This is a genomic window from Streptococcus sp. E17BB, from assembly GCF_041807725.1.
Classification (GTDB): domain Bacteria; phylum Bacillota; class Bacilli; order Lactobacillales; family Streptococcaceae; genus Streptococcus; species Streptococcus entericus.
Genome location: NZ_JBGTZC010000002.1, coordinates 92,562 through 104,479, shown reverse-complemented (window position 1 = coordinate 104,479; position 11,918 = coordinate 92,562). Strand labels below are relative to the sequence as shown.

12 protein-coding genes are annotated in these 11,918 nt (G+C 47.1%); 10 read left to right on the top strand and 2 right to left on the bottom strand.

From position 1 onward, the window contains the following. Positions 1 to 90, top strand: a 90-nt coding sequence (locus tag ACERC7_RS00940) for an IS3 family transposase (protein ID WP_373660429.1), incomplete at its 5' end; no start/stop codon positions are given. 119 nt (positions 91 to 209) lie between these two features. Here the strand turns inward: ACERC7_RS00940 and ACERC7_RS00935 are convergent. Beyond that, the gene (locus tag ACERC7_RS00935; RefSeq protein WP_373660294.1) at positions 210 to 833 is read right to left on the bottom strand and encodes a cysteine hydrolase; all 624 of its coding nucleotides are present in this window, start codon (positions 831 to 833) and stop codon (positions 210 to 212) included. A 130-nt stretch (positions 834 to 963) separates the two neighbouring features. Between ACERC7_RS00935 and ACERC7_RS00930 the strand changes: the two genes are divergently transcribed. The 5 genes from ACERC7_RS00930 (at position 964) to ACERC7_RS00910 (ending at position 6,823) form a co-directional block, all read left to right on the top strand. Continuing rightward, a complete protein-coding gene (locus ACERC7_RS00930; protein ID WP_373660293.1) occupies positions 964 to 1,545 on the top strand; it encodes a TetR/AcrR family transcriptional regulator in 582 nt (193 codons plus the stop codon). 258 nt (positions 1,546 to 1,803) lie between these two features. Beyond that, the gene (locus tag ACERC7_RS00925; RefSeq protein WP_373665869.1) at positions 1,804 to 2,778 is read left to right on the top strand and encodes a nucleoid-associated protein; all 975 of its coding nucleotides are present in this window, start codon (positions 1,804 to 1,806) and stop codon (positions 2,776 to 2,778) included. After that, complete coding sequence (locus ACERC7_RS00920; protein ID WP_373665868.1) at positions 2,778 to 3,392, top strand: lysozyme family protein; 615 nt, start codon at positions 2,778 to 2,780, stop codon at positions 3,390 to 3,392. The genes ACERC7_RS00925 and ACERC7_RS00920 overlap by 1 nt, the downstream gene beginning before the upstream one ends. A gap of 1 nt (position 3,393) precedes the next feature. After that, the gene (locus tag ACERC7_RS00915) at positions 3,394 to 5,127 is read left to right on the top strand and encodes an ABC transporter ATP-binding protein (protein ID WP_373665867.1); all 1,734 of its coding nucleotides are present in this window, start codon (positions 3,394 to 3,396) and stop codon (positions 5,125 to 5,127) included. Next, positions 5,120 to 6,823, top strand: a complete 1,704-nt coding sequence (locus tag ACERC7_RS00910; protein ID WP_373665866.1) for an ABC transporter ATP-binding protein — start codon at positions 5,120 to 5,122, stop codon at positions 6,821 to 6,823. The genes ACERC7_RS00915 and ACERC7_RS00910 overlap by 8 nt, the downstream gene beginning before the upstream one ends. Here ACERC7_RS00910 and ACERC7_RS00905 read toward each other — a convergent pair. After that, a complete protein-coding gene (locus ACERC7_RS00905) occupies positions 6,820 to 7,005 on the bottom strand; it encodes a hypothetical protein (RefSeq protein ID WP_373665865.1) in 186 nt (61 codons plus the stop codon). The two genes, ACERC7_RS00910 and ACERC7_RS00905, sit on opposite strands and share 4 nt — an antisense overlap. A gap of 126 nt (positions 7,006 to 7,131) precedes the next feature. Between ACERC7_RS00905 and pheS the strand changes: the two genes are divergently transcribed. From pheS to pheT, 4 genes are all read left to right on the top strand, one after another. Next, positions 7,132 to 8,175, top strand: coding sequence for a phenylalanine--tRNA ligase subunit alpha (gene pheS / locus ACERC7_RS00900; RefSeq protein ID WP_373665864.1), 1,044 nt, complete (start codon positions 7,132 to 7,134; stop codon positions 8,173 to 8,175). Positions 8,176 to 8,184: 9 nt separating this feature from the next. After that, positions 8,185 to 8,700 (top strand): GNAT family N-acetyltransferase, encoded by a 516-nt coding sequence (locus ACERC7_RS00895; RefSeq protein WP_373665863.1) that lies wholly within the window; start codon positions 8,185 to 8,187, stop codon positions 8,698 to 8,700. Next, positions 8,697 to 9,149 carry an ASCH domain-containing protein gene (locus ACERC7_RS00890; RefSeq protein ID WP_373658992.1) on the top strand — a complete coding sequence of 151 codons (453 nt, stop codon included), beginning with the start codon at positions 8,697 to 8,699 and terminating at the stop codon, positions 9,147 to 9,149. The genes ACERC7_RS00895 and ACERC7_RS00890 overlap by 4 nt, the downstream gene beginning before the upstream one ends. A 359-nt stretch (positions 9,150 to 9,508) precedes the next feature. Then, positions 9,509 to 11,917, top strand: coding sequence for a phenylalanine--tRNA ligase subunit beta (gene pheT / locus ACERC7_RS00885; RefSeq protein WP_373665862.1), 2,409 nt, complete (start codon positions 9,509 to 9,511; stop codon positions 11,915 to 11,917). Position 11,918 lies beyond the last annotated feature (1 nt).

Below are 11,918 nucleotides of genomic sequence, written 5' to 3'. Positions count from 1 at the left end.
GATTATATTTTTTACTACAATAACAAACGAATCAAAACAAAATTAAAAGGACTTAGTCCTGTGCAATACAGAATTAAATCCTTTCAATAATATTTCTTGTCCAACTTTTGGGGGTCAGTACATTACCATGGTATGTTTTTTTAATTCTGATGAGTTGTGTGGTAGGATTCATATGTTTCATAAGATACTTTTTAATGATGGTTTGGTGATTATAGGGCATCAATGACTTCTTCAGTGGTTAGGACTTGGTTAGCAATGTAACCAAAGTTGGTTAGAGCAGCATCGTAAGCCTCCTGACCAGGAGCGCCAATGGCATCTTTTGCCACAATCACGTTAAAGCCTGATTCGATCAACTCACGCATGTGAGAATCCACACAGAGGTTAGCATTCATACCAGCGAGGATGATGGTGTCGATACCGTTTTTGCGCAATTGCAGAGCGAGGTCATTGCTTTCAGGACCGAAAATCTTGTGCGGGCTAGTGAGGATGGTGTCTTCATCCATGAGTTCCTTCATTTCAGGGATAATATCCGCTCCAGAACCATCCACAACAGGGCTGTATTGGCTGTCACGCCAGAACATTTGGTTTTCGATCATCATGGTTTCGCCAGCTGCTTTGAATTGCCACTTGGTGTCATGTGGGTAGAAGTAGTGCGCAGAGATGAAGCGTTTGTAGCCCTTGTTTTTAGCAACAGCAAATAAGTTAATCAAATTCTCGATGGTATTGACCTTTTCAAGAATGTCTTTTGTAGCCCCAAAGCCTTTACCAGCAGGCTTCAAGAACTCTACTTGTGGGTCAGTAATGACGATGGCAACGTTTTTTGGGTTAAACATAAAAATACCTCTTCAATATGATTTTCAGTACCTACCGTTCGGTACAGAAAATAGAGTACCATGAAAAAATCATCTTGTAAAGTATTTGGCTTGAAAAGATGGTATAATTAAAAAAAACGGATAAAAAGGTATGAAGATGACAACCAGAGAGAGGATTTTAAAGCAGACCACTGAATTGATTTATCGTCAAGGTTATCTAGCGACATCAATTAGTGATATTATGGCAGCCAGTGGGGTTGGCAAGGGGCAACTCTATCATTATTTTGCATCGAAACAGGCCATCGGTCTGGAAGTAGTTACTCAGCTTTTAGGGGAATGGAGAAGTCAGCTCTTAGATGGTATTCTTTCCCAAGAAAATCCTAGACAGGCTCTAGTGGCCATGGTGGATTGGTTTTTTGAGTTTCATCAGAATCAGACGGTGTTCTATGGTTGCCCTTTGGGAAATTTGATTGTCGAGTTATCGGCTCAAGAACCTCATTTTCAGGAATTGCTGAAAGCGTTTATGACTGACTGGGAGGAGGCTCTTGTGTCTGTTTTACAAGCAGCTTATCCCGAACGCTCAAGAGGCGCTTGTCGTGAACAGGCAATTAATCTCCTAGCTAGCCTTCAAGGAGGTATTGTATTAGTAAAAGTTCACCAAGACCTAGATAGTCTAACTCTGGTTCGTCAACGTTTATTGCAGGACCTCGGCTTGGTGGCAGATAGAAGCTAATGAGTCTTTGACTTTGGCTTGGTCTTTTGAAAATCGTTAGTCCTTAAATGTCGATGATTTTTTGAGATGTCCTCGATTAAACACTTGTGGCAATAGGGTTGTTATAAGTGTTTTTTCATATTATTCCTGCTGTGAGCGTTACCTTTTTTGCCTTGTTTGATACCAGCCTTTATGGTAAAATGGGAGAACAGTTTACCGCTCGGCTATTTTCCAAAAGAGAAAATCAATGAGCTAAAAAAAGTCAAGAAGGAGGCGAATATGGACCTTTATGTGAAGCGGGTCATCATTCACCAATTTAGCCCAGATGATACAGAGCTTCGTTTGGCAGAGCAACCCTTGGAGTTGACGCCGCGCTTGGATGAGTATTTCCGAAAAAAACTCAGTAAGGTCTTTTCTGATGAGGCAAAGCGCGGGCAGTTTGCCGCCGACAATGCGTTCCTGAGCCTCTTGAGCGATGACCGCTATGAGACCTCTGTCAAGATGGCACAGCTCTGGAAAGAAGAGTTTGTCATCAGCGACAATCAGAAGACCAATGACTTGGTCTTTTTGGATGTTGATAAGGACGGACAGCCGTATTTTGCCTTCTTGCGTCTGACCCTCAAGGAAAATCTGGTGCACAGCTCGGTAGATAGCGATAAGCCCATTCAGATGACGACCAATAACCTCCCATCGGCAGCTCAAGCGCCGGATGAGGCTCTCATCATCAATCTGGACACCCGTGATTATTACCTGATTGAGAAGCGGATTAAGCACAATGGCGCCTTTGCCAATTATTTCTCTGAAAATCTCCTTGCGGTAGCTCCTGAGCAGTCGGTCAAAAAGTCCATCAAACTCATGGAGCAGACGGCGCAGAAGATTGCGGACAATTTCAATCAGGACGATTTTGCCTTTCAGGGCAAGATGAAATCAGCCCTCCACAAGAGCTTGGAGGCTGGTCATCAGTTATCGCCTGAGGAGTTGGCTAATCAACTCTTTGCTGATAATTTAACTGCTCGGCTGACCTTTGTGGACGAGCTCAAGGAAGCTATCCCAGAGCCGATCAAGCTGACAGACATCAATGCCTCACGCCAGTTAAAAAAGCTGGAAAATCAAAAACTCCCTCTCTCCAACGGCATCGAGCTTTTGGTGCCCAACCATGTTTATGAGGATGCTGACAGCGTGGAATTTATCCAGAACCATGACGGGACCTACTCCATTTTGATTAAAAACATCAAGGACATTGTCAGCAAATAATGTTGAAACGTTTACGACGCTTGATCGTGTTTGTGCTAGTGCTAGGTCTGGGTTTATGGAGTGCCCGAACCTATCTGGCAATCAAACATGTGTTGACCTATCGTCCCTTAGTGCAGGAAGTCTTGGCTGAAACAGGTAGTCCTGCTGGTCAAGACTTGATTTTAGCCATGATATTCACCGAGACCAAGGGTAAGTCTGATGACCTTATCCAGTCCAGTGAGAGTCTGGCTGGTTTACCAGGTCACATCACGGATAATAAGGAGAGCTTGATTCAAGGCATAACTGTTCTGTCTGAGAATTTCGTGGTGGCTGACAACGCTGGTGTTGATGTTTGGACAGCCGTTCAAGCTTATAATTTCGGTACAGCTTACATTGACTATGTGGCTCAGAGGGGTGAGGTGACGACCGTTGACCTAGCCAAAACCTATTCCCGAGAGGTGGTGGCTCCAAGTTTGGGGAATACCGATGGGCAGACTTATCCCTACTACCATCCTGTGTCGATTTGGCATGGAGAACCTAAGCTCTTACGTAATGGGGGAAATTATTACTACGCCAAACAGGTTCAGCTCAACCTCACTTTGATAAAGTTGGTTGCCACTATTGAGGAAAATTGATGTGACTTACTTTTTACCCTTTTTAAAACCCTATCGCTGGCAACTGATTTGGTCGCCGCTCTTAAAACTCTTAGAGGCATTACTTGAGCTTTTAGTTCCGATGGCTCTTTCAATCATCATTGATCAGGTCTTGCCTCAGCACCAGCCCCGTCTGCTATGGTTCTGGGGGGCTGGTCTGATTGGTCTAGCCATGTTTAATGTGCTTGTTGCCTTGCTCGCTCAGTATCTAGCAGCAAAAGCGTCGGTCGGTTTTGCGACAGCGCTCAATCAGACCCTGTTTCGTCATGTAACAGGGCTTTCGGTTCATCAGCAACAAGCGCTAGGAAATAGCGCTTTATTGACGCGATTGACAGTTGATGTTCTAGCTTTACAGACAGGGCTCAACCTTTTTCTACGGTTAGTATTACGCGCACCAATTATTGTTTTTGGTGCGGTGGTCATGGCATTTTTCATCAGTCCTTCACTAACCATCATTTATTTATTGATGGTAGCTGGTCTTTTTGGTTTAGCATATGGCCTATCCAGACGTGTTAGCGTTGCTTTTCTGTTCTTGAAACAGCAGCAAGAGAAGTTGTTTTCAGTCATTTCAGAGCAATTATCGGGCATGCGATTGATTCGAGCATTTCATCAAATCGATAGAGAGCAAGCCGATTACTCTAAACATCAGGAGACCTATACCCATGAAACGATAAAAGCGGCCAATCTGGCTAATCTTATCAATCCAGGAACCTACATCATTGTCAATTTGTCTCTTCTTGTTTTAATTTATCAGGGACGTCAGGATATTTTTGGTGGTCAGCTTAGTGCGGGAGCTTTAGTTGCTCTGGTAAATTATTTATTGCAGATTTTGCAAGAATTGCTCAAGATGATGAGTTTAACGGCTAGCCTTAGTCAGGCTTGGGTGAGTGGTCAGCGGATTAGAGGGCTCTTTTTGGAAGAAGAGGAAAACGTACACCAAATCTATCCGATTGACCGTCAATCAGTGTTGGGTTATGAATTGGAAACAGTTGGTTTGACTTATGGTTCTGCTGATTATCCTGTCTTATCCAATTTATCCCTCACTCTTCCATTAGGGCAATTTGTTGGGATTGTTGGAACAACGGGTGCAGGAAAATCAAGTGTTGTCAATCTTCTGGCAGGCTTATTACCGCCTAGTCGAGGGCAAATTTCCTTAAGGCTAAGCCGAGCGAGTGCAGAGCTGACACTTACTGAATGGCGTCAAGCTGTTCGTCTAGTGCCACAAAAAAGTCGCCTACTGTCTGGGACAATTCGTTCTAATTTGATGCTAGGGCTATCAGCTCCTGTCTCAGACGAGACCTTATGGCAGGCGCTGGACTTGGCACAAGCTAAAACCTTTGTTCAAGCCCTACCTGAACAACTTGATGCGCCTGTAGCGCCACTTGGCGCTAACTTTTCTGGTGGTCAGCGCCAGCGCTTGGCACTGGCTCGTGCCCTGGTGAAGCCATCACCTGTTCTCATCTTGGATGATGCGACATCAGCCTTAGATTATCTGACGGAAATGAAGGTCTTATCTGCGATTAAGGCGCAGTTCCCTGATACCTTGCTCGTGATGGTTTCCCAACGTCTAAAAAATGTGATGACAGCAGAACAGATTCTGGTTCTTGATAAGGGGCAATTGGTTGGTCAAGGGACCCATCAAGAGCTCCTTAGGAGCTCTGCTATTTACCAAAATCTTTATCAGTCACAGCTGAAAGGAGGTGGGGCGAATGATTAAAGGGCTACTCTCTTTTTTAGATGAGTTGAGGCACAGTCGTCTATTTTGGGGAATTGGTTTACTCTTGATGGGGCAGGTGGGACTGACGACCCTTTTTCCTTATCTTTTAGGGAGAATTCTTGACCAACTGTTGATTGAAGGAGCATTCTGGCAGTTGTTGCTGCAATTGGGCACGCTAATACTGCTAAATACATTCCTCCAGTGGGCAACACCACCGCTATATAACAGGCTGGTTGAAACTTATGTTAGCGAGCTGAGGCAGACTGCTATGACAAAGACCTTTCGCCTGCCGATAGCGGTTTTGGATAAGTATGGGCAAGGTGATTTTCTTAATCGTCTGACAGTAGACAGCCAGCAACTTAGTCAGGGCTTGATTTTGTTGTTTAGTCAATTTTTACCTGGCGTGATGACACTTGTCCTAACCCTAGCCATGATGGCGTACATGAATGGCTGGCTTGTCCTTCTTGTTCTTGCCCTGACTCCTGTCTCTTTTTTGTTGACTCATCGTGTGACAGCATCAGCTCATCGTTTCTATCAAGAGCAGGGAAAAACACGTGATCAGATGACTCAGTTTTTAGATGAGCACCTGCAAGTTCTCCCTTTGATACAGGCTTATGGTGCACAGGAACAGGTGTCTACACAATTTCAAGAGTTAAGCTCTGAATATGGGAAAAGTAGCCAATCAGCAATTTTTTACAGTTCAACAGTCAATCCCTTGACCCGCTTTGTCAATGCAGTGATTTATGCACTTTTGGTTGTTTTAGGCAGCTATCAGTTGCTTTTAGGTCGGATGACGCTGGGGCAATTAACAAGCTTTTTAACCTATGTCAACCAGTACACCAAGCCTTTCAACGAGATTTCGTCTGTTTTTGCAGAATTACAGGCTACGCAGGTCAGTTATCACCGTTTGTTGGATATGATTGACTTGCCTGAGGAAGCAGATGTCGTCTCAAGTCCTAGACCAGTTGTTCAAGGGGAAATAACTTTTGAGGATGTGAGTTTTGGTTATGAACCTGACCGCTTATTGATGAAGCATCTTGACCTCGAGATTCCTGCTGGTAGCATGGTGGGGATTGTTGGCCCAACAGGTGCTGGAAAGACGACCTTAATCAATCTGTTGATGCGGTTTTATGAGCCTCAAGGGGGACAAATTTTACTGGATGGTCAGCCGATTAAAGCCTTAAAAAAGGCTGACTTTTATGACCACATTGCAGTCGTCTTGCAGGAAACTTGGCTAAAAAAAGTCACTATTGCAGAGAATATTGCTTATGGTCGCCCGTCTGCAAGTTATGATGAGATAGTAGCAGCAGCTCAGACAGCCAATGCAGACTTTTTTATTCGCCAATTGCCACAAGGGTATGATACGATTTTGGATGGTGATCAGGTTGTCTTATCACAGGGACAGGAGCAGTTATTAGCGATCGCTCGGGTATTTCTCAAGTCACCACAAATCATCATTTTTGATGAGGCGACGTCGTCCTTAGATACCCTGACAGAGCAGCTTGTTCAAGATGCGTTGTCAAAATTGATGGTAGGTCGTACCAGTTTTGTCATCGCTCATCGTTTAATGACCATTCAGTCAGCCGATGTGATTTTAGTGATGGCAGATGGAGATGTTGTAGAGCAAGGCACTCATCACAGTCTGTTAGAAGCAGATGGACTGTATGCTAGATTATGGGAGACGGCTACTTCTTAATGTTCAGATAGCTCAAATGTTGTGCTTGCCAGCATCACTATTTTTTGATACAATACACTTAATTGAATATCAGCCTGTGAGACCAGTAGACAGATGGGAAGCTGTTCAGGGAGTTGAGCCGAGACTGCAAGCTCAATCAGTGAAACGCTGTTGAATTCACTCATATCAAGGTCTAAAATCAAGGTCTGTTCCCTCAGGGATGGATAGAAAACGGATGGTACCGCGTGTCAACGCTCCGCTTATTGGGAGTATTGGTATGCGTTTTCTTTTTTCTGACGAATAGACCACACTAACAAGAAAGGAATCTCATGGATTTACAAACACAACTTAAAGATTTACAGGCGACGACCGTTGCCAAACTCAAGGAAATTCGGCACGAGAATGCCAAGGACCTCCAAGACCTGAAAGTGCAGGTGCTGGGGAAAAAAGGTTCCCTGACCGAATTATTGAAAGGTCTGAAAGACTTGTCCAACGACCAGAAGCCGATTGTCGGCAAGATGGTCAATGAGGTGCGTGATGTGCTGACAACTGCCTTCGATGATGCTGCCAAACTCTTGGAAGAAGCAGCCATTGAAGCCAAGCTGGCTGCTGAAAGCCTTGATGTCACCCTGCCAGGTCGCCCGATCAAGCAGGGAAATCGTCATGTCTTGACCCAGACCAGTGAGGAGATTGAGGACATTTTCCTTGGTATGGGCTTCCAGATTGTCGATGGGTATGAGGTGGAGAAGGACTATTACAACTTTGAGCGGATGAACCTGCCAAAAGACCACCCTGCTCGTGACATGCAGGATACGTTCTACATCACCGAAGACATCTTGCTTCGCACCCACACCAGCCCTGTGCAGGCCAGAACCATGGACCAGCATGACTTTAGTCAAGGGCCGCTCAAGATGATTTCACCGGGGCGGGTTTTCCGTCGTGATACTGATGATGCGACCCATAGCCACCAGTTCCATCAGATTGAGGGGCTCGTGGTCGGCGAGAACATTTCCATGGGTGACCTCAAGGGCACGCTTGAGATGATTATCAAGAAGATGTTTGGTGAGGACAGAAAAATCCGCCTGCGTCCGTCTTACTTCCCATTTACCGAGCCATCGGTTGAGGTCGATGTGTCCTGCTTCAAATGTGGCGGTGATGGCTGTAACGTCTGCAAAAAGACGGGTTGGATTGAGATTTTGGGGGCTGGCATGGTTCACCCACGTGTGCTGGAGATGAGTGGCATTGACCCTGAGGTTTACTCTGGCTTTGCCTTTGGTCTTGGTCAGGAGCGGATTGCCATGCTGCGCTACGGCATCAACGATATCCGTGGCTTCTACCAAGGCGACGCCCGCTTCTCAGAGCAGTTCAAGTAGGAGGGAGCTATGACCATTAGTCGCGTGAGCCCTGACCAGTGGCAGGCGCTTCAGACCTTCTGTCAGGCGACCTTTACAGAGACCTTTGGTCAGGACAATAGCCCAGCAGAACTGGAGGCTTATTTTGCCACAGCTTATAGTGAGGAGCAACTACGTTCAGAGCTTCTGCATCCTCAGTCTGCAACCTATGTCCTGACTGTCGATGGGAACTGGGCTGGCTACCTCAAACTCAACTGGGGCAGTGCACAGACCGAGCAAGAACTCGACAAGGGCTTTGAGATTCAACGGATTTACCTGCTCAAGGCCTATCAAGGTCAGGGGTTGGGACAGGCCTTGTTCAATTTTGCCTTGGAGCAGGCCGACCAGTCTGGACAGGACTGGGTCTGGCTGGGGGTGTGGGAGCACAACCACAAGGCGCAGGTTTTTTATGAGCGATATGGTTTTGAAAAATTTTCAGAGCACCGATTTCCTGTCGCAGACAAGATTGATACCGACTGGCTGATGAAACGGAGGATTACCAAATGACCCCAGAACAGTTATGGAAAGAATATAAGACAGTTAACCCTCAAGCAGGAGATGACTATGAGGCTTGGGCCTTCGGCGTTTTGCCAGATGAACTCGCTCAGTTAGTCCTAGACGGTACCAAAACCGCTACCGCCTCTGGCTATGACCTTTATGCTCTAGATAATGACCCTCTGCCAGAAGCAGGTAGCTATGATGTTGTCTTAGATGGTCAAGGCAATGCTGTCTGTGTAATCCAAGTGACTAAGGTCTATGTCACGCCCTTTGATGAGGTGAGCGCAGAGCATGCCTACAAAGAAGGCGAGGGCGACCGCAGTCTAGCCTACTGGCGACAAGTCCATGAAGACTTTTTCAAACCTTATTACGAAGAAGCAGGACTTGTCTTCAACGGTCATTCAAACATTGTCTGCGAAGAGTTTGAAGTGGTGTATCCAATCCTATATCAGGAGTAACAAACGAGCGTTAGCGAGCGTATCAACTGTCTCCTCTGTAGTGAAAGAGGCTGGACAAAAGTTCTTTTCTCTCCATTTATTATCATAAAGTCAGCAAGACGCAGTGGTTGAGTGGGCTCTAATACGCTGATTTCATCAGCTTTTACAGCCCCACTCAACTGTGCGGAGGTGGGACGACAAAATCGAAACCTTCGGGTTACCGATTTTTGTCCCACTCTCACGGAAGTTTGGAGACTTTAGGCTCCAAACTTAGGAATGGAACTCTGTAACTTTGCTAAAACAGTCTCCTAGACTGTTTTACCTACCGTCCGCACCACTTAAGGAAACAGTCAAAATAAAAAATAAAGAAAGAAGAACCCATGTTAGTATCTTACAAGTGGCTAAAAGAGCTGGTCGACATTGATGTCCCAGTCGCTGAATTAGCCGAAAAAATGTCAACGACAGGTATCGAAGTAGAGGGCGTGACTACACCTGCTGAGGGCCTGTCCAATATCGTGGTCGGTCATGTCCTCTCTTGCGAGGATGTGCCTGACACCCATCTCCACCTCTGTCAGGTGGACACTGGTGACGGTGAGCCCCGCCAAATTGTCTGCGGAGCGCCTAATGTCCGCGCAGGCATCAAAGTCATGGTGGCTCTGCCAGGGGCTCGGATTGCCAATAATTACAAGATTAAAAAGAGCAAAATCCGTGGGCTGGAGTCTCTCGGCATGATTTGCTCTCTGGGGGAGCTAGGTGTTTCTGACAGCGTGGTGCCTAAGGAGTTCGCCGATGGTATTCAGATTTTACCAGAGGAGGCTGAAGTTGGTAGCTCCGTCTTTCCTTATCTGAGCATGGACGACGCCATCATCGAGCTCTCCATCACCCCTAACCGTGCCGACGCCCTCTCCATGCGTGGTGTTGCTCACGAAGTAGCAGCGATTTACGGTAAGTCGGTGCATTTTTCGGAAAAATCGCTGAGCGAAAGCCAAGATCAGACTGCCGATAAGCTTTCGGTGGCTATCGAGACCGACAAGGTGCTCAGCTATCAGGCTCGGGTGGTGGAAAATGTCACCATCGCGCCAAGCCCGCAATGGCTGCAAAACCTGCTCATGAACGCTGGTATTCGTCCCATTAACAACGTGGTCGATGTGACCAACTACATTCTGCTCTACTATGGACAGCCCATGCACGCCTTTGACTTGGATAAGTTTGACGGTAACCACATTGTGGCTCGTCAGGCTCGGGACGGAGAGACCATCATCACCCTTGATGGCGAGGAGCGAGAGCTGGTGACTGACGATATCGTGATTTCGGTCAATGACAAGGCTGTTGCCTTAGCAGGTGTCATGGGAGGTCAGTCAACTGAGATTGATGAGACCTCTAAAAACGTGGTCTTGGAAGCTGCTATTTTCAATGGTAAGTCCATCCGCAAGACCTCTGGTCGTCTCAATCTACGTTCGGAAAGCTCTTCGCGTTTTGAAAAAGGCGTCAATGTGGCGACGGTTTCAGAAGCTCTGGACATGGCAGCAGCTCTTTTGCAAGAGCTGGCAGGTGGTCAGCCAACGGCTGGTAGCTTGGTGGCAGGTGATTTGGACACCGAACCAGTTGAGGTGACTAGCAGCCTTGCCCATGTCAACAGCCGTTTGGGAACAGAGCTGACCTATGCTGATGTGGAGCAAATCTTTGCCCAGTTGGGCTTTGGCTTAGAAGGATCTGCCAACAGCTTTACGGTCAGTGTGCCAAAACGCCGCTGGGACATCAGCATTCAGGCGGATTTGGTCGAGGAAATTGCCCGTATCTACGGTTATGATAAGCTCCCAACGACCCTGCCTGAGACAGGTGGGACAGCAGGCGAGTTGACGATGACTCAGCGCCTCCGTCGTCAAGTGCGAACCTTAGCGGAGGGGGCAGGCTTGACTGAGGTGCTCTCTTATGCCCTGACCACGCCAGAAAAGGCGACAGCCTTCACCCCAGCACCGACTGCCCAGACAGAACTCATGTGGCCGATGACGGTCGACCGTTCTGTCCTGCGTCAAAACATGGTCTCTGGTATGCTCGACATCGTCGCCTACAACGTTAACCGCAAGAACAAGAACCTTGCCCTCTATGAAATCGGCAAGACCTTTACCCAGACTGGCAACCCACAGGAAGACCTGCCAACGGAAATCAATAGTTTCGCTCTTGCTCTGACAGGACTGGTGGCAGATAAAGACTTCCAGACCCCAGCTGTACCAGTAGATTTCTACTATGCTAAGGGAATCTTGGAAATGCTCTTTGCCAAGCTAGGACTTGAGGTGACTTATGTGCCAATGGCAGAGCTGGCTAGCTTGCATCCAGGTCGGACAGCAGCGATTCAGCTGGCAGATGGTACCAGCATTGGCTTTATCGGTCAGGTGCACCCGCAGACGGCCAAGGTCTATGATATTCCTGAGACCTATGTGGCTGAGCTCAACCTGACAGCGATCGAGGCTGCCCTGCCAGAAGCGGCTATCTTTACAGATATCAGCAAGTTCCCAGCTGTTAGCCGTGACATCGCTCTGCTCTTGCCAAAAGCCACTAGCCACCAAGCAGTGCTTGAAGCCATCGCAGCAGCTAAGGTCAAACGCCTGACAGCCATCAAACTCTTTGACATCTATGAAGGGGACAAGCTGCCAGCAGGCACCAAGTCCATGGCCTACAACCTGACCTTCCAAAACCCAGAAGCCAGCCTGACGGACGAGGAAGTCGCGACATTTATGGATAAAATTACTAGCTCTCTGACCAACACACTCGGTGCAGAGGTGCGGTAGA

Excerpts from the sequence above, each read along its gene's own strand:
- pheT (WP_373665862.1), top strand. The coding sequence starts at position 9,509 with ATGTTAGTATCTTACAAGTGGCTAAAAGAGCTGGTCGACATTGATGTC.
- ACERC7_RS00910 (WP_373665866.1), top strand. The coding sequence starts at position 5,120 with ATGATTAAAGGGCTACTCTCTTTTTTAGATGAGTTGAGGCACAGTCGT.
- ACERC7_RS00930 (WP_373660293.1), top strand. The coding sequence starts at position 964 with ATGAAGATGACAACCAGAGAGAGGATTTTAAAGCAGACCACTGAATTG.
- pheS (WP_373665864.1), top strand. The coding sequence starts at position 7,132 with ATGGATTTACAAACACAACTTAAAGATTTACAGGCGACGACCGTTGCC.
- ACERC7_RS00920 (WP_373665868.1), top strand. The coding sequence starts at position 2,778 with ATGTTGAAACGTTTACGACGCTTGATCGTGTTTGTGCTAGTGCTAGGT.
- ACERC7_RS00935 (WP_373660294.1), bottom strand. The coding sequence starts at position 833 with ATGTTTAACCCAAAAAACGTTGCCATCGTCATTACTGACCCACAAGTA.
- ACERC7_RS00890 (WP_373658992.1), top strand. The coding sequence starts at position 8,697 with ATGACCCCAGAACAGTTATGGAAAGAATATAAGACAGTTAACCCTCAA.
- ACERC7_RS00895 (WP_373665863.1), top strand. The coding sequence starts at position 8,185 with ATGACCATTAGTCGCGTGAGCCCTGACCAGTGGCAGGCGCTTCAGACC.
- ACERC7_RS00925 (WP_373665869.1), top strand. The coding sequence starts at position 1,804 with ATGGACCTTTATGTGAAGCGGGTCATCATTCACCAATTTAGCCCAGAT.